Raw genomic sequence first — 17217 nt, 5'->3', positions numbered from 1 at the left:
CTGACGTACTCTGGATGTGAGCCCCGCGTCCATCGCCGCCCCCGGCGCGTACAACTGAAAGCACCATGACCGAGCATCCCCAAGCCTCAGGCCACGAATCAGGCCGTACGCACCGCAAGCACGGCAAAAGGATCGGAGCACGCTACGCGCTGCTGTTGATTGCCTTCGCGCTTGTCGCTTACATCATCGATCAGCTGACCAAGATGTGGGTCGTGTCCACCATGGTTGAAGGGCAGGTTACCGAAGTTCTGCCACCTGTCCTGAGCTGGCACTTCATACGCAACTCCGGCGCGGCATTCTCGATCGGAACGGGAATCACCTGGGTCTTCACGATCATCCAGGCCCTGGTCTCCATCGCCATCATCACGCAGATTCGCAAGGTCGCTTCGAAAGGCTGGGCTGTAGCGCTCGGCCTGGTTCTCGGAGGTGCGCTCGGCAACCTCACGGACCGCCTGTTCCGCGAACCGGCTTTCGGGCAGGGACATGTCGTTGATTTCATTGCTTTGCCGAACTTCGCCATCTTCAATATCGCCGATACCGCCGTCGTGAGCGGTGTGATCCTCATCTGCCTGCTCACACTTCGGGGCATCGGGCTGGACGGTCGGCGCAGCAACGAAGAACACAAAGAGGTAAGCGATGCCGAGGTCGTCGATGACGAGCGCCCCTAGCACCTACGACGTCCCCGAGTCTTCGGCCGGGCAGCGGTTGGACGCAGTCGTCGCCGGCCTGACGGGGGCCTCACGGTCCACCGCTGCGGCGTGGTGCACGAGTGGTTACGTCACGATGGACGGTGCCCCCGTCCAGAAGTCTGCCCGCGCCGTGGCTGGAAGCCGCATCACCGTCGTCGTGCCTGACGAACCGGACCCACTGCAGATAGTGGCCGAGCCCGTTGAGGGAATGGACATCCTGCTTGATGACGAAGATTTCGTGGTCATCGACAAGCCGGTAGGTGTCGCTGCCCATCCCTCGCCCGGATGGGTCGGACCAACCGTCGTCGGAGCCCTCGCGGGTGCCGGTTACCGGATCTCCACCTCCGGGGCGCCCGAGCGGGTAGGGATTGTTCACCGGCTTGACGTCGGAACCTCAGGCGCAATGGTCGTCGCCAAGAGCGAGCACGCCTACACCGTTCTGAAGCAGGCTTTCCGCGACCGCACTGTCGACAAGCAGTATCACGCCCTCGTCCAGGGCCTGCCGGACCCGCTCGAGGGAACGATCGACGCGCCCATCGGGCGCCATCCGGCACACGACTGGAAGTTCGCCGTGATGGAAGACGGCCGTCCGTCGATCACCCACTACTCGGTGGAAGAAGCCTTTGGAAAGGCGAGCCTGGTCAAAGTTCGCCTCGAAACTGGGCGTACGCACCAGATTCGCGTCCACTTCTCGGCACTTCGGCACCCGTGTGCCGGTGATCTCACCTACGGTGCCGATCCGCGGCTGGCGGCGGAGTTGGGACTCACGCGCCAGTGGCTGCACGCGAGCATGCTGTCCTTCGAGCATCCCCGGAGTGGTGAGCGGGTGGTTGTCGAAAGCGCATTCCCGATGGACCTGCAGTATGCTCTTGACGCCCTCGGCAACGGGACTGTTTGAGATCCGACACCCCCAGCGCAGAGCCGCCCCGATGTTCGGCGCTCGGTAGAATGAGCTGGTGGTTTCTTCAGCTCCGTCCTCCTCCTTCGTCCACCTTCACAACCACACCGAGTATTCGATGCTCGATGGCGCCGCCCGTCTGAACGATCTGTTCAGCCACACCACCGAACTCGGCATGAACGCGCTTGCCACTACGGACCATGGCTTCGTATTCGGTGCATTCGACTTCTGGAACAAGGCACGGAACGCCGGCGTCAAGCCGATCGTCGGCGTCGAGGCATATCTCACGCCGGGAACCGCCCGAGCTGACAAGACCCGCGTCCAGTGGGGCGGCGGCGGGCGCGACGACGTCTCCGGCGCCGGCGCGTATACGCACATGACCCTCTGGTCGGAGACCACGGAGGGGATGCACAACCTCTTCCGCATGTCGTCTCTGGCTTCGCTTGAGGGATACCTCTACAAGCCGCGCATGGACCGGGACCTGCTGCAGACCTACGGCAAGGGGCTGATCGCCACCACCGGCTGCCCCTCCGGGGAGGTGCAGACGAAGCTTCGGCTGGGTCTCTACCGCGAGGCTGTGCAGGCAGCATCAGACTTCCGCGACATCTTCGGCCCGGACAACTTCTTCTGTGAGTTGATGGACCACGGGCTAGATATCGAGCGGAACGTCCAGGCGGACCTCATCAAGCTGGCCCGTGAACTGGGCCTTCCCCTCGTGGCCACCAACGACCTGCACTACACCCACGCAGAAGACGCGAAGGCCCACGCAGCGCTGCTCTGCGTGCAGTCGGGCTCCACCATGGCGGACCCGAAGCGGTTCAAGTTCGACGCCGACGAGTTCTACCTCAAGTCGCCGGCCGAGATGCGCGCAATATTCCGCGACTATCCGGAGGCCTGCGACAACACGCTGCTCATCGCGGAGCGGTGCGACGTCGAGTTCAACACCAGCGCCAACTACATGCCTCGCTTCCCGGTCCCGGAAGGGGAAAACGAGCAGTCCTGGTTCGTCAAGGAAGTGGAGAAGGGGCTTCACTATCGTTACCCGGAGGGCATCCCCGACGACGTCCGCAAGCAGGCGGACTATGAGGTCGGCGTCATCTCCCAGATGGGTTTCCCCGGCTACTTCCTCGTGGTCGCCGACTTCATCAACTGGGCCAAGAACAACGGCATTCGGGTGGGCCCCGGCCGTGGGTCCGGTGCGGGTTCGATGGCGGCGTACGCGATGCGGATCACCGACCTTGACCCGTTGCGTCACGGCCTGATCTTCGAACGCTTCCTCAACCCGGACCGCGTGTCGATGCCTGACTTCGACGTCGACTTCGATGATCGACGCCGGGCGGAAGTGATCCGGTACGTCACCGAGAAGTACGGCGACGAACGCGTGGCAATGATTGTGACCTACGGAACGATCAAGGCCAAGCAGGCACTGAAGGATTCCTCGCGCGTCATGGGCTACCCGTTCTCCATGGGGGAGCGGCTCACCAAAGCAATGCCGCCGGACGTCATGGGTAAGGGCATCGCACTGGCGGACGTCCACAACAAGGACGCCAAGCGCTACTCCGAAGCAGAGGAACTCCGCGAACTGCTGAAGGCCGATGCAGACGCGCAGAAGGTCTTCGAGACCGCGTTGGGCCTTGAGGGCCTGAAGCGGCAGTGGGGCGTGCACGCGGCCGGCGTCATTATGTCCTCCGAACCGCTGATCGACATCATCCCGATCATGCGCCGTGACCAGGACGGCCAGATCATCACGCAGTTCGACTATCCGACCTGTGAGGGCCTCGGCCTGATCAAGATGGACTTCCTCGGTCTGCGAAACCTGACGATCATGACCGACGCGCTGGAGAACATCAAGCTCAACCGGGACTTCGAGCTCGATCTTGAAACCCTCCCGCTCGAGGACAAGGAGTCCTACGAGCTCCTTGCCCGCGGCGATACGTTGGGCGTCTTCCAGCTCGACGGCGGTCCCATGCGCTCCCTCCTGAAACTGATGCGCCCGGACAACTTCGAAGACATCTCTGCTGTCATTGCGCTCTACCGCCCTGGACCCATGGGTGCCAACTCGCACACCAATTACGCACTCCGAAAGACCGGCGTTCAGGAAATCACTCCTATTCACCCGGAGCTGGAGGAGTCTCTTGCGGAGATTCTGAATACCACCTATGGCCTGATCGTGTATCAGGAGCAGGTGATGGCCATCGCCCAGAAGGTCGCCGGATACTCGCTGGGCCAGGCGGACATCCTCCGACGCGCCATGGGCAAGAAGAAGAAGGAAGAGCTGGACAAGCAGTTCGCCGGCTTCTCCCAGGGCATGAAGGACAACGGCTATTCCGACGCCGCCGTCAAGACCCTGTGGGACATCCTCCTGCCGTTCTCGGACTACGCATTCAACAAGGCGCACTCCGCTGCGTACGGTGTGGTCGCATACTGGACCGCGTACCTGAAGGCCCACTACCCCTCCGAGTACATGGCCGCGCTGCTCACCAGCGTGGGCGACGACAAGGACAAGCTCGCGCTGTACCTCAATGAGTGCCGGCGCATGGGCATCACGGTGCTGCCACCCGACGTCAACGAATCCAGCGTGAACTTCACGCCGGTCGGTACGGACATCCGCTTCGGCATGGGAGCCATCCGTAACGTGGGCGCCAATGTGGTGGGGGCCATGGTTGGTGCCCGTGAAGAGAAGGGCGCGTTCGATTCCTTCGCCGACTTCCTGCAGAAGGTTCCCGCAGTGGTCTGCAACAAGCGAACCATCGAATCACTGATCAAGGCCGGTGCCTTCGACTCGCTGGGCCACCCTCGCCGCGCGTTGGCGATGATCCACGAGGAAGCGGTGGATTCCGTCGTCGTACTCAAACGGAACGAGGCTGCCAACCAGTTCGACCTCTTCAGCGCCTTCGACGACCCCGACGCCGGCACCGGCTTGTCGGTCGAGGTTCCGGACCTTCCGGAGTGGGCCAAGAAGGACAAGCTCGCGTTCGAGCGGGACATGCTTGGTCTTTATGTTTCCGATCACCCGCTGAAGGGTCTGGACGCGTTGCTGAGCCAGCATGCGGACTCTGCGATCACCTCAATCATCGGTGAGGACGGCCCGGCCGACGGCGCCATGGTCACCATCGCCGGCATGATCACCTCCCTGCAGCGCCGGATCGCAAAGAACAGCGGGAACGCCTATGCCCGTGCGGAGATTGAGGACCTCGGCGGGTCCATGGAGGTCATGTTCTTCGGCCAGGTGTATGGGCCCATAGCGTCGGTCCTTGAGGAGGACCTCATCGTGGTGGTGCGCGGGCGCCTCCAGCGTCGCGATGACGGCACCGTCACCCTCAACGCGCAGGAACTTTCCGTTCCGGACCTGACGGAGGGACATTCCGGCCCCGTGGTCATCTCGATGCTTCATCACCGCGCCACCGAGCCGGTGATCCACGAACTCGGCTCGGTTCTCAGGCAGCACCGCGGTAACTCCGAAGTGCGCCTTCACGTGCGCAAGGAGCGGCAGCTCTCTGTTCTCTCCCTGCCGGTCGATCTGCGCGTGAACCCGACTCCCGCGCTTTTCGGTGACCTCAAGGTTCTGCTCGGACCGACGTGTCTTGATGCATAAGACGCGCCCCGCGCGCCGGTTAGGGTAATCAGATGCACGAATCAGCCGCCGAGCGCGGTACCTATCCACCGCCGGTTTATGCCGGTCCTGCCGCGTCGACGCCGGTACCGCCGTCGTCGTTGCTCTGGTGGGCTGCCGCCATGACTTTGCTCGGCCCGGTGCTGGGCGTCCTGTGGTGGTTTGCCTCGCCCGGCGGCGGCCTCTATGGCGACCGTTCGGAGGCCGAGACCTGGCTGAACCGCGACCTTGTGCTCGGCGGTCTGGAACTGGTGGCCGGCATTGTTGTCGGCTGGTTGCTCACCAACAGGCTGGATCGACCGGGTGCGTGGCAGCGGGTGGTCACGGCTGTCGCGGGAAGCATGCTTGGTTCGGTCCTGGCGGTAGCGGTCGGCCAGGGACTCGGGGTGTTGTTTTCCGGCGGTGAATCCGAATTTCCCTTCGTCCTGCGCTCCCTGGGGGTTGCCGCGATCTGGCCGGCAGCCACCGCGCTGGTTGTCTTTCTGGCCTCATTGCTGGGTCTGCTGCTCATGAAGCCGAAACAGTAAGTGCGGCACCGGGGTCTACTGCGCGGACAGTGGGACCGCCGCCGGTAGAATTGCGGCTGTGACTGCCCAGACCGCCCCTGTTTCCTTTGACGCCTTCCGCACGATCGACCTGCGCGGAACGCATCTCTCCGCGGCCGAGCTGAGGGCGGCAATGCCCCGCAGCACCACGGCGTCGTTCGACTCGGTCGCGTCGCGCGTCGAGGACATCATCACCAGTGTGCGGACGCATGGCTTCGATGCGCTTTCGGAATTGGCGCAGCGCTTCGACGGCGTTGACCAGTTGCATCCGCTGGTGCCTGCCGAAGCCCTCACTGAAGCCCTTCGATCACTCGCCCCTGATGTGCGCGCTGCCCTGGAAGAATCAATTGACCGCGCCCGAACCTTCGCCCAGGCGCAGAAGCCCCAGGACGTCGTCGTCGACATTCGCCCCGGGGCGGCGCTCACCCAGCGCTGGGTTCCGGTGGACCGTGTGGGGCTCTACGTCCCCGGCGGACTCGCGGTCCTCGCCTCGTCCGTCGTCATGAACGTGGTGCCCGCGCAGGCGGCCGGTGTGCAGTCCATCGCGCTGGCATCACCGCCGCACAAGGACTTCGGGGGGATGCCGCACCCGGTGATCCTGGCGGCCGCTGAGATGCTCGGCATCCACGAGGTGTACGGCATCGGGGGTGCGCAGGCCATCGCGGCGTTTGCGTACGGGGTGCCCGGGGACGGCAGCAGGGCTGCGATCGAGCCCGTGGATGTCGTCACCGGTCCGGGTAACATCTACGTCGCCACAGCCAAGCGCCTGGTCAAGGGCGTCGTCGGGATCGACGCTGAAGCGGGAACCACGGAGATCGCTGTACTGGCGGACGACACGGCACAGCCGCGACTCGTCGCCGCTGATCTCATCAGCCAGGCGGAGCACGACCCGAATGCTGCATCGGTGCTCATCACCCCCTCCGTGGGGCTTGCTGACGCCGTTCGCACCGAACTTTCGGTGCAGGTTCAGGCCACGCGGCACCGCGAGCGGGTGGAAACGGCGCTGGCAGGGCCGCAGTCCGGAACAATACTTGTTGACGACGTCGAACACGGCATTGCTGTGTGCGATGCCTACGCTGCGGAGCACCTTGAGATCCAGACCGCTCAGGCGCCGGCAGTTGCTGCCCGGATCCGGAACGCGGGTGCAGTCTTCGTGGGGGACTACAGCCCCGTGAGCCTGGGTGACTATTGCGCCGGCTCCAACCACGTCCTTCCGACGGCGGGCACCGCAGCGTTTGCATCGGGATTGAGCGTGTTTACGTTCCTCCGCGCGATGCAGGTGATCGACTACAGTGCTGATGCGCTGCGGGAGGTAAGCGAGCACGTCATCCAGTTGGCACAGGCTGAAGATCTGCCGGGCCACGGCGATGCCGTGAGAGTGCGTTTCCCCTAGCGTGTTGGGCATGGGCCGTCGCCGCCTGACACGGCCAAACCACCACATGTAGTAATAACACTGTTGTAGTTTTACTACATCTAGTCCTAGAATGGATGTCACGGAGGCACTGCGTCCTAGGCGCAGTTCCGTGGCAATGCTGTAGATGCGACGCTGAAACGGAGGGGCGGCATGTACTGTCCGTTCTGCCGCAGTTCCGATTCCCGTGTAGTGGACAGTCGGCTCGCAGATGACGGGTCGGCAATTCGCCGTCGCCGGCAATGTCCGCAGTGTGGCAAGCGCTTCACCACGGTCGAGACCACCAGCCTTTCCGTCATCAAGCGTTCGGGAGTGGCCGAACCGTTCAGTCGCAGCAAAGTGATCAGCGGCGTACGCAAGGCGTGTCAAGGCCGTCCTGTCACAGACGATGACCTCGCGCTTCTAGCTCAGGAGGTCGAAGAGTCAATCCGCGCAAGCGGCGTCGCTGAGATCGATGCCCACGAGATTGGCCTCGCAATTCTCGGTCCTCTACAGAAGCTGGACCAGGTAGCCTACCTTCGCTTCGCGAGCGTTTATCAGGGCTTCGAATCGCTCGAGGATTTCGAGAAAGCAATCGAGAAACTCCGGGTCGAAGCTGCGGCCACCAAAATGAAAGTTCCCGCGGGCACCCAGCGGCCGCTCACGGCCACCTAATCTCCGGTGGTGGCTGCGGAGGGGAAGCCGACGCCACCACCGGCACCAAACGTCAGGTCCGGATTTCCGGAACCTGGCTCGTTATTCATCGTCCGCCTCTTAACGGCGTAGCCGTCACGGGAACAGCGCTGCGCTATGGCTGCGCCAATGCGTCGGCTGCTCCCGTGGCGGCCGCCACCGGCGTCATCTCGCCTCGACTGGCTCGCTTTTGAAGTGGAGTGCCGCCTGCAGGGCTGCACCTACGATTCCGGCGTGGTTGCGTAGTTCCGCAGGGATGATCGGCGTCCGCAGCGACAGGTTGGGAAGAAAATCCTTGCTTCGCTTTGAGATGCCGCCGCCGACAATGAAAAGTTCAGGCGAGAAAAGGAACTCGACGTGGGAGAAGTAGCGCTGCAGCTTGACTGAGTATTCGTCCCAACTCAGCCCAAGGCGTTCGCGGGCTACGGCTGAGGCCTGGGTTTCAGCGTCGTGCCCGTCAATTTCGAGGTGCCCCAGCTCGGCATTCGGTACGAGCTTTCCGTCAAAAATGAAGGCTGACCCGATGCCGGTGCCGAGAGTCACCACGAGGACCGTTCCTGACACGCCCTTGCCCGCTCCGTATTGCACCTCTGCTAGACCGGCGGCATCAGCGTCGTTGATGACATGGACGTCCCGGCCCAGCACTTTGGTGAAAAGTGCGTCTACGTCGGTGTCGATCCAGCTCTCATCGACGTTTGCTGCTGAGCGCGCAACACCGTGCTGAATGATGGCAGGGAACGTGACGCCGATGGGCAGCTTCTCCGAGGGCGCGCCCTCGCGGGTGGACAGCTCAGCGACGATGTCGGCTACGACGACGGCGACTGCCTCCGGAGTCGCCGGCTGCGGTGTCTCCACGCGGAACCGATCGCCCACGATAGCTCCGGCGGCGAGATCCACGATGCCGCCCTTGATTCCGGTTCCACCGATATCAATACCGATGACGGTCGAGGGCAGCTTCCTGCCGTCCTTCAACTTGATGCTGTTCTTGCCCATAATTCTCCAGGGATTCGTTCGGGTATGATCGGCCGGCGCCCCTTCTGAGGAGCGCTGGGTGTGGAACTGGGTCTTGCTAGGGGACCGTCAGCACCTCGGCGCCGGTCTGGGTCACCACGAGCGTGTGCTCGAACTGGGCCGTGCGTTTCCGGTCCTTGGTGACAACCGTCCAGTCATCAGACCACATGTCCCACTCGATGGTTCCGAGGGTAAGCATGGGTTCGATCGTGAACACCATTCCCGGCTCGATGACCCGGTTGTAGGCAGGAGCGGCATCGTAGTGGGGAATGATGAGCCCGGTGTGGAAGGCCTCGCCGACCCCGTGACCTGTGAAGTCCCTCACAACACCGTAGCCGAACCTTTTGGCGTATGACTCAATGGCACGGCCGATGACGTTTATTTCGCGCCCGGGTGCAACCACCTTGATGGCGCGGTTCAGTGCTTCCTGGGTCCGCTCAACGAGGAGTCGGGATTCCTCGTCGACGTCTCCGACGAGGAAGGTGTAGTTGGTGTCGCCGTGTACACCGTCAATGTAGGCGGTGATATCGATGTTGATGATGTCACCGTCACGCAGCACGGTCGAGTCGGGGATACCGTGACAAATGACCTCATTCAGCGAGGAGCACAGTGACTTCGGGAAGCCGCGGTAACCGAGCGTCGACGGATAGGCGTTGTGCTTGACCAGGAACTCGTGCCCGACGGCGTCGAGCTCGTCAGTGGTGACCCCGGGCTTGATGTGGCGACCCACTTCCTGGATGGCCTGCGCAGCGATCATGCCGGCTCGTCGGATCCGCTCGATCGTTTCAGCCGACTTGACCTCGGATCCTTCGAACTTGGCCGGGCCCGGACGGCCCACATACTCCGGACGAGGTATGGATGCCGGTACATTCCGGGGCGGGCTGAGGGTGCCCTGCGTGAGCGTGCCGACGGGTGCGGTGGAGGAATGGTGGGGCATACCCTTGATCCTATCGGTGTGGAACCACCGGAACCGAAAGTCAAAGTAAGACTGATGAGACTAAGGAAATCGCAATGGTGCAGTACTGGTACAACGTCCGGACCCATGAGGTTGAAGAGGATGCCCAGTCTGACTGGAGCCAACTCATTGGTCCGTACAACACCCGGGCAGAAGCGGAACGAGCACTGGAAAAGGTTCAGGAGCGCAACCGTGCGTGGGAGGCGCAGGACGAGGAGTAGCCCTGCGATGTCGGGAGCCGGGAGTGTTCACCCTGTGACCGTTCCTAGAAGCTGTGCTCCGGGCCGGGGAAGCTCCCGTCCCGGACCTGGTCCCCGTATGCACGAGCTGCGTCCGCCAGTACTGAGCGGACATCTGCAAACTGCTTGACGAACTTCGCCTGCCTGCCCGAGCGTAGACCCGCCATGTCCTGCCACACCAGCACCTGCCCGGTGGTTGCAGAACCCGCGCCGATGCCGATGGTCGGCACGCTGACCGTTCGATCCACTTCAGCCGCTACATCGGCCGGCACCATTTCCATCAGGACACAGAAGGCACCCGCCTCTGCGAGGGCTACGGCGTCGTCGATGACCTGACGGCCGGCGTCGGCCTTGCCCTGTACGCGGTAGCCGCCGAGGGCGTGCTCGCTCTGGGGCGTGAAGCCGACGTGTGCCATGACAGGAATGCCTGCACGAACGATGGCGCGAACCGTCTCCGCGTGATGGGCACCGCCCTCCATCTTCACGGCATGCACAAGTCCTTCCTTCATCAGGCGGACAGAGGACTCGACCCCCTGGGCTGGGGAGACTTCATAGCTGCCGAAAGGCAGGTCTGCGACGACGAGCGCGCGCTTGGCGCCCCGCGTGACCGCTCGGGAAAACAGGATCATCTCATCAAGGGTGATGGGCAGCGTCGTGGCGTGCCCGAGAACGTTGTTCGCGGCTGAGTCACCGATCAGCAGCACCTCAATGCCGGCTGTGTCGAAGATTTCGGCAGCGTACTGGTCGTAGGCTGTGAGCATGGCGAATTTTCGCCCCTCGTTCTTCGCGGACTGCAGATGATGCGTCCGAATCCGCGCGATCGGCGTGGCCGCCGGTGTGCCGCCGGGCTGCGCTCCGGTTCCGTAGGGGGGTGGAGTTTCCGCGGAATTCATGACCACGAGCCTACTTCACGGGTAACCCCGGCGTAACACAGGCCCTACATACTGGTACGCGGTGCGGATGGACACCGGAATTCGGCGCGCCCAGCCGGATTGTCAGTAAAGTGAACAGCGGACTCGGGAGCAGGTGCTCCGGTTGTGATGCGCAAGATCGTAGCGGCCGACGGACGAGTGGATAACTCTGTGTAGTGGGAAAGAGGTTGGAATGGATCGTCAGCAGGAGTTCGTCCTACGCACCATTGAGGAACGTGACGTCCGGTTCGTTCGGCTGTGGTTCACCGATGTCGTCGGTTCGCTGAAGTCGGTGGCACTGGCGCCGGCGGAGGTGGAAGGTGCGTTCGAGGAAGGCCTGGGCTTCGACGGGTCCTCGATTGAAGGCCTGGCCAGGGTCTTCGAATCGGACATGCTTGCGCAGCCCGATCCATCCACGTTCCAGATCCTGCCGTGGAGAGGAGACAAGGAGCAGACGTCGCGCATGTTCTGCGACATCCTGACGCCCGATGGACAACCGTCGTCGGCCGATCCGCGCGGAGTGCTCAAGAGGACGCTGGCCAAGGCAGCGGACATGGGTTTCACCTGCTACACACATCCCGAGATTGAGTTCTACCTGCTCAAGTCAGACGAACTCGGTCCGGACGGACAGCCCGTTCCCGTGGACCAGGCCGGCTACTTCGACCACGTTCCTGGCGGAGTTGCACAGGACTTCCGGCGTACGGCCGTCGCGATGCTTGAATCGGTGGGCATCTCGGTGGAGTTCAGCCATCACGAAGCCGGTCCGGGACAGAACGAAATTGACCTGCGATACGCCGATGCGCTGCAGACCGCCGACAACATCATGACGTTCCGCACCGTGATCAAGGAGGTAGCGCTGACGCAGAACAGTTACGCCACCTTCATGCCCAAGCCGTTCTCGGACCACCCCGGCTCCGGAATGCACACGCACTTCTCCCTGTTCGAGGGAGATACCAATGCGTTCTTCGAAGCAGGGGCAGAATTCCAGCTTTCGAAGACCGCACGACAGTTCATCGCGGGCATCCTGCGACACGCACCGGAGTTCACGGCGGTTACCAACCAGTTCGTGAATTCCTACAAACGGCTGTGGGGCGGCGGGGAAGCTCCCAGCTATTTGTCCTGGGGCCACAACAACCGGTCCGCGCTGGTGCGGGTTCCGCTGTACAAGCCGAACAAGGGCCAGTCCGCACGCATCGAGTACCGCGGTATCGACTCAGCCACCAACCCCTACCTTGCCTACTCGGTACTGCTCGGTGCCGGCTTGAAGGGCATCGAGGAAGGCTACGACCTGCCACCGGGAGCCGAGGACGACGTCTGGAGCCTGACGGCGGCAGAGCGACGCGCGATGGGCCACGATCCGCTGCCGGCCAGCCTGCACGACGCTGTCCGCGCCATGGAGGATTCGGAACTGGTTGCTGAGATCCTGGGGGAGCAGGTCTATGAGAACTTCCTTCGTAACAAGCGTGCCGAGTGGCATGATTACCGGATCCAGGTGACCCCCTACGAGCTCAGGCGCAATCTCGGGATCCTCTAGTCCCGCAGGAGCCGGCACATGAGCCTCAATAGGGAACTGATCAGCAGGGGATTCACGGATCTCGACAAGAGCAGCCGGTTTCTTGCTGCCGCCGAGCTTCGTGACATCCCCGAGGACAGACTGTTCGCCGGGCTCAGCCACGCGGCGAACCCCGACCTTGCCCTTCAGTCGCTGGTTCGGCTGCTCGCGGTGCAGCCGGAGATCGGTTCTCTGGTACAGGACGACGACGGTGACCCTGAAGCGCTGTTCCGCCTGCTTGGAGCCTCGGAAGCCCTGGCGGAGTTTCTCATGCGTCACCCGGAGCATTCCGACGTCGTGAAGGTTCGGACTACCGCTGAGCCCGGAAGAGTGGACGCGGGGCTGCTGCGGACGTCCCTCCTGCAATCCGTTGGCGCGGATGCCGGACAGCCGAACCCGGTTGCCGCGGTAACCGGAGAGGAAGCGTACCGCGCGCTGCGCACGCGCTACCGTCGGCACCTTACCGAACTGGCGATCCGTGATCTCAGTGCCGCTTCGCCGACCGACTTCCTTCCCTCCGTCGGGCAGGAGCTTGCCGACCTTGCCGCTGCGGCGCTGGAAGCGGCTCTTGCCGTCGCCCGGAAGGAGCTCGAGGGCACCTTTCCTGCCGATGAGATCGCCGCCGTGCGATTGGCGGTGATCGGGATGGGCAAGTGCGGAGCCGGTGAACTGAACTACATTTCGGATGTGGATGTCATCTACGTCATCGAGGCAGAGGGACTCGGTGAAGATACGGCGGTCCGGATTGGCACGGCCCTCGCAGCCGGGATTTCCCGGGCCGTCATGTCATCGGGCCGAGAGCCGGGCTTGTGGGAGGTTGACGCCAACCTGCGTCCCGAGGGCAAGGACGGGCCGCTCGTACGCACGCTGGATTCCCATCTGTCCTACTACGCCCGCTGGGCACAGACCTGGGAATTTCAGGCCCTCCTGAAGGCCCGGCCGATCGCCGGAGATGCCGACCTCGGAGCCCGGTATGCAGGGGCAGTCTCCGCCCTGGTCTGGACTTCCTCGGAGCGAGAGGGGTTCGTTGAGTCGGTCCAGGCGATGAGACGACGGGTCACGGAGAACATCCCGTCCCATGAAGTCAACCGGCAGCTCAAGCTGGGCGCCGGCGGCCTCCGCGACGTTGAATTCACTGTGCAGCTGCTGCAGCTTGTCCATGGGAAAGTCGATGACACCCTGCGAACCCGAGCCACCACCTCGGCCATCGCAGCGCTGAAGACAGCCGGCTATATTGGTCGCCGTGATGCTGAGGAGTTTGATCGGTCCTACCGGTTCCTGCGCGTGCTGGAGCACCGTATCCAGCTTGTTCAAATGCGACGGACCCACCTCATGCCTGAAGACGAAGCGAGCCTGAAGGCACTCGCCAAATCCTCCGGGAGCTCGCTGCTGGTCACGCGCCCGACGGCGGCTTCCCTCACCGAGCAGTGGCAGCAAACCAAGCGCCAGGTGCGGCGGCTGCACGAATCGATCTTCTACCGGCCGCTGCTCAACGCCGCGGCCAACCTCAGCGCGGACGAGGTTCGCCTCACTCCCGAGGCAGCACGGGCCCGGCTCGCCGCCCTGGGTTACGTTGACCCGCGCGGAGCCCTGCGGCATATCGAGGCACTCACCACCGGGATCAGCCGTCGGTCCGCGCTGCAGCGGCAGCTTCTGCCGGTCCTGCTGGACTGGCTGGCTGACGGCGTTGACCCCGACGCCGGGCTCCTAGGCTTCCGGCGCCTCAGCGAGTCGCTGGGGGAGACCCACTGGTACCTGGGGATGCTCCGGGACTCCAAGGCAGCGGCCGAGCGCTTATGCCACGTCCTATCCTCCAGCCGGTTCATCACCGACCTGCTGGAGGTCTCTCCTGAGTCGACGAAATGGCTGGGTTCCGACAAGGAGTTGCTGCCGCTGCCCTTCGAAGTCCAGTGGCAGGAAATCCAGTCGAAGATGTCCCGGCATCCCGCACCGAAGGAGGCAATACGCCTTATCCGCCTCATCCGGCGTCGTGAGATCCTTCGTATTGCTATCGCCGACAGTTCCGGGCTGCTCAGGCAGGAGGACGTCGGGCCGGCACTCGCCGACGCGGATCGAGCGGCCGTGCTCGGCGCGCTCAACGTTGCGGAAGCGGAAGTCTACGCGGGCGAGCAGGCGCTGACCGACGTCGTCGTTATTGCCATGGGGCGCCAGGGCGGGCGGGAGATCACCTACGGGTCCGACGCCGATGTCATGTATGTGCACCGTCCCCGCGAAGGAGCCGATCCGGCGGCTGCTCAGACCCAGGCTGAGCGGATTGTCGGTCAGCTGCGGCAACTCCTGCAACAGCCGTGTACGCCGCCTATTCTGGCGGAACGTGTCCTTGAGGTCGACGCTGATCTCCGGCCTGAAGGCAAGCAGGGGCCGATGGTGCGCTCACTGGAGTCGTTCCGCGAGTACTACCGGCGCTGGTCACTCGTCTGGGAATCACAGGCTCTGCTGCGGGCACTTCCGATGGCAGGGAATGACAAGCTCGCTGGGGAATTTCTACAGCTGATCGATCCGCTGCGATATGAACGCAACGTCACGGAAACTGACCTGCGCGAGATCAGGCGCCTCAAGGCGCGTATGGAGTCAGAACGGCTGCCCCGCGGTGCTGACCCGTCCCGTCACCTCAAACTGGGACGCGGAGGCCTGAGCGACGTCGAGTGGCTTGTTCAACTCCTGCAGTTGCAGCATGCGCGCGAGATACCCGCCCTGCGGACCACGTCGACACTCGAAGCAATGGACGCGGTGGAGGAGCACGGTCTCCTGCCAGCCGACGACGTCGCCACGCTGCGAGCGAGCTGGCGGCTTGTCTCGCGAATCCGGGCGGCGAACACAGTGTGGGGTGGCAAGCAGTCGGACGTCGTGCCGTCGTCGCGCCGCGACCTTGAAGCGGTGGCGCGCTGGTGCGGCTACGGCGCGGGCCAGGGCACGCAGCTGGAAGAGGATTACCTTCGCCTGACCCGCCGAAGCCGAGCGATTTTCGAACGGTACTTCTACGGCTACGGGGACTAGCGTCCCTCGAACGTTCGGCGCTTGCTTCCCGGATGGTGCGGCCTTAAATGAAGGAAGGGCCGCACCGAAGTGCGGCCCTTCCTTCATCGGCTAGACGCCGTAGTACAGCTCGAACTCGTAAGGGTTCGGACGTGCGGCGAGGGGCGCGATCTCCACCTCACGCTTGAAAGCGATCCAGGTATCGATCAGGTCCTGCGTGAAGACACCGCCGGCCTGAAGGAACTCATTGTCGGCTTCCAGGGCGAGGAGTGCTTCTTCGAGGGACCCCGGAGCCTTCTGGATGTCCTTTGCTTCCTCAGCGGGAAGCTCGTAAAGGTCCTTGTCGATCGGGTCAGCGGGCTCGATCCGGTTCTTGATTCCGTCAAGGCCGGCCATCAGCTGGGCAGCGAATGCCAGGTAGGGGTTCGACGACGGGTCCGGAGCGCGGAATTCGATGCGCTTGGCTTTGGGGTTGGAGCCCGTGATCGGGATGCGGATACCTGCGGAGCGGTTGCCCTGTGAGTACACCATGTTCACCGGTGCCTCGAAACCCTTCACCAGGCGACGGTAGGAGTTGACCGTGGGGTTGGTGAACGCGAGCACCGCCGAAGCGTGCTTGAGAAGTCCGCCAATGTACCAGCGGGCAAGATCCGAGAGCCCTGCGTAGCCGCGCTCGTCGTAGAACAGCGGCTCGCCGTTGCTCCATAGCGACTGGTGGCAGTGCATGCCGGAACCGTTGTCGCCGAAGATGGGCTTGGGCATGAAAGTCGCAGACTTCCCCCAGGCGTTGGCAACGTTCTTGATGATGTACTTGAACTTCTGCAGGTCGTCAGCCGCGTGCACCATGGTGGTGAACTTGTAGTTGATCTCTGCCTGTCCTGCACCGCCGACCTCGTGGTGCGAACGCTCAACCTCAAGGCCGACCGCGTCCAGCTCGACACACATTGCGTCACGAAGGTCGGCCTGCTTGTCTACCGGTGCAACGGGGAAGTAGCCGCCCTTGAACGGGGTCTTGTTGCCGAGGTTTCCGCCAACTTCCTCGCGGCCGGTGTTCCACGGGGCCTCGATGGAATCGACCTTGTAGAAGGAGCCCTGGGGGCTGGATTCATACTGGATGTTCTCGAAGATGTAGAACTCGGCTTCCGGAGCAAAGAAGGCGGTGTCCGCGATACCGGTTGATGCCAGGTAGGCTTCGGCGCGTTCTGCAACTCCGCGCGGGTCCCGGTGGTAGGGATCGCCGGTGCGGGGGTTCACGATGGAGAAGTTCAGTGCGAGAGTCTTCTCGATCCGGAAGGGGTCGATGAATGCGGTGGTGACGTCCGGAATCAGCTGCATGTCGGATTCCGCAATACCCTGGAAGCCGCGGATCGATGAACCGTCGAACAGCTGGCCGTGAACAAAGAAGTCAGCGTCAACGGACTTCGCGGGGACGTTGAAGTGCTGCTGCACGCCCGGAAGATCGGTGAAACGGATGTCGACAAACTTCACATCTTCGTCGGCGATGTACTTGAGGACTTCGTCCGCATTTTTGAACATCGGGTTATGCTCCTAACGCATATTTCGGGGAGAGCGACCGGGGCCGGTAGCGCGGGGGAAACGCCGCAAGGCTTTACGTGCTGCGGTCGCAACAGCCTCCACACTATGAATGCGCAGTTACCCACTGGTGTCGCAAATGTTTCCGGCGTGTAACTTAAGCCGGTTGCCACGCACACGTGCTCACACCC

General features: G+C 63.1%; 13 protein-coding genes. 9 read left to right on the top strand and 4 right to left on the bottom strand.

Annotated features, from left to right (window positions below):
* Positions 1–65 precede the first annotated feature (65 nt).
* From lspA to nrdR, 6 genes are all read left to right on the top strand, one after another.
* A complete protein-coding gene (gene lspA, locus AC5RU3_RS06755; RefSeq protein WP_309072167.1) occupies positions 66–668 on the top strand; it encodes a signal peptidase II in 603 nt (200 codons plus the stop codon).
* Positions 652–1587: an RluA family pseudouridine synthase gene (locus AC5RU3_RS06750; RefSeq protein ID WP_309072168.1), complete on the top strand. Its 936-nt coding sequence runs from the start codon at positions 652–654 to the stop codon at positions 1585–1587. Before lspA ends, AC5RU3_RS06750 begins: the two co-directional genes overlap by 17 nt.
* A gap of 58 nt (positions 1588–1645) precedes the next feature.
* Entirely contained in the window at positions 1646–5182 is a 3537-nt protein-coding gene (gene dnaE / locus AC5RU3_RS06745) for a DNA polymerase III subunit alpha (RefSeq protein ID WP_309072169.1), read from the top strand.
* A 32-nt stretch (positions 5183–5214) separates the two neighbouring features.
* Positions 5215–5727 (top strand): hypothetical protein, encoded by a 513-nt coding sequence (locus AC5RU3_RS06740; protein ID WP_458116947.1) that lies wholly within the window; start codon positions 5215–5217, stop codon positions 5725–5727.
* Between the two features lie 58 nt (positions 5728–5785).
* Entirely contained in the window at positions 5786–7138 is a 1353-nt protein-coding gene (gene hisD / locus AC5RU3_RS06735; RefSeq protein WP_493965098.1) for a histidinol dehydrogenase, read from the top strand.
* A 171-nt stretch (positions 7139–7309) separates the two neighbouring features.
* Positions 7310–7810 (top strand): transcriptional regulator NrdR, encoded by a 501-nt coding sequence (gene nrdR, locus AC5RU3_RS06730; RefSeq protein WP_309072172.1) that lies wholly within the window; start codon positions 7310–7312, stop codon positions 7808–7810.
* 183 nt (positions 7811–7993) lie between these two features.
* Here the strand turns inward: nrdR and ppgK are convergent, their stop codons facing one another.
* Together ppgK and map are read right to left on the bottom strand one after the other, a co-directional pair.
* The gene (gene ppgK / locus AC5RU3_RS06725; protein ID WP_309123773.1) at positions 7994–8821 is read right to left on the bottom strand and encodes a polyphosphate--glucose phosphotransferase; all 828 of its coding nucleotides are present in this window, start codon (positions 8819–8821) and stop codon (positions 7994–7996) included.
* Between the two features lie 76 nt (positions 8822–8897).
* The gene (gene map, locus AC5RU3_RS06720) at positions 8898–9776 is read right to left on the bottom strand and encodes a type I methionyl aminopeptidase (protein WP_309071258.1); all 879 of its coding nucleotides are present in this window, start codon (positions 9774–9776) and stop codon (positions 8898–8900) included.
* A 74-nt stretch (positions 9777–9850) separates the two neighbouring features.
* Here map and AC5RU3_RS06715 point away from each other — a divergent pair, with 74 nt between their 5' ends.
* The gene (locus AC5RU3_RS06715) at positions 9851–10015 is read left to right on the top strand and encodes an SPOR domain-containing protein (protein WP_309071259.1); all 165 of its coding nucleotides are present in this window, start codon (positions 9851–9853) and stop codon (positions 10013–10015) included.
* A 44-nt stretch (positions 10016–10059) separates the two neighbouring features.
* On the opposite strand, the gene panB is transcribed toward AC5RU3_RS06715, so the two are convergent.
* Positions 10060–10926, bottom strand: a complete 867-nt coding sequence (gene panB, locus AC5RU3_RS06710; protein ID WP_309071260.1) for a 3-methyl-2-oxobutanoate hydroxymethyltransferase — start codon at positions 10924–10926, stop codon at positions 10060–10062.
* A gap of 211 nt (positions 10927–11137) precedes the next feature.
* Here panB and AC5RU3_RS06705 point away from each other — a divergent pair, with 211 nt between their 5' ends.
* Positions 11138–12478, top strand: a complete 1341-nt coding sequence (locus AC5RU3_RS06705; protein WP_309071261.1) for a glutamine synthetase family protein — start codon at positions 11138–11140, stop codon at positions 12476–12478.
* Positions 12479–12496: 18 nt separating this feature from the next.
* Positions 12497–15514, top strand: a complete 3018-nt coding sequence (locus AC5RU3_RS06700) for a bifunctional [glutamine synthetase] adenylyltransferase/[glutamine synthetase]-adenylyl-L-tyrosine phosphorylase (RefSeq protein ID WP_309071262.1) — start codon at positions 12497–12499, stop codon at positions 15512–15514.
* A gap of 90 nt (positions 15515–15604) precedes the next feature.
* Here the strand turns inward: AC5RU3_RS06700 and glnA are convergent, their stop codons facing one another.
* Entirely contained in the window at positions 15605–17029 is a 1425-nt protein-coding gene (glnA, locus tag AC5RU3_RS06695; protein WP_309071263.1) for a type I glutamate--ammonia ligase, read from the bottom strand.
* Positions 17030–17217 lie beyond the last annotated feature (188 nt).

The sequence above is a fragment of the Arthrobacter sp. MDB1-55 genome (genome assembly GCF_059092925.1).
This window is presented reverse-complemented; position numbering and strand designations above follow the sequence as displayed.

Excerpts from the sequence above, each read along its gene's own strand:
- ppgK (WP_309123773.1), bottom strand. The coding sequence starts at position 8,821 with ATGGGCAAGAACAGCATCAAGTTGAAGGACGGCAGGAAGCTGCCCTCG.
- panB (WP_309071260.1), bottom strand. The coding sequence starts at position 10,926 with ATGAATTCCGCGGAAACTCCACCCCCCTACGGAACCGGAGCGCAGCCC.
- AC5RU3_RS06705 (WP_309071261.1), top strand. The coding sequence starts at position 11,138 with ATGGATCGTCAGCAGGAGTTCGTCCTACGCACCATTGAGGAACGTGAC.
- AC5RU3_RS06700 (WP_309071262.1), top strand. The coding sequence starts at position 12,497 with ATGAGCCTCAATAGGGAACTGATCAGCAGGGGATTCACGGATCTCGAC.
- nrdR (WP_309072172.1), top strand. The coding sequence starts at position 7,310 with ATGTACTGTCCGTTCTGCCGCAGTTCCGATTCCCGTGTAGTGGACAGT.
- lspA (WP_309072167.1), top strand. The coding sequence starts at position 66 with ATGACCGAGCATCCCCAAGCCTCAGGCCACGAATCAGGCCGTACGCAC.
- AC5RU3_RS06715 (WP_309071259.1), top strand. The coding sequence starts at position 9,851 with ATGGTGCAGTACTGGTACAACGTCCGGACCCATGAGGTTGAAGAGGAT.
- glnA (WP_309071263.1), bottom strand. The coding sequence starts at position 17,029 with ATGTTCAAAAATGCGGACGAAGTCCTCAAGTACATCGCCGACGAAGAT.
- AC5RU3_RS06750 (WP_309072168.1), top strand. The coding sequence starts at position 652 with ATGACGAGCGCCCCTAGCACCTACGACGTCCCCGAGTCTTCGGCCGGG.
- map (WP_309071258.1), bottom strand. The coding sequence starts at position 9,776 with ATGCCCCACCATTCCTCCACCGCACCCGTCGGCACGCTCACGCAGGGC.
- AC5RU3_RS06740 (WP_458116947.1), top strand. The coding sequence starts at position 5,215 with ATGCACGAATCAGCCGCCGAGCGCGGTACCTATCCACCGCCGGTTTAT.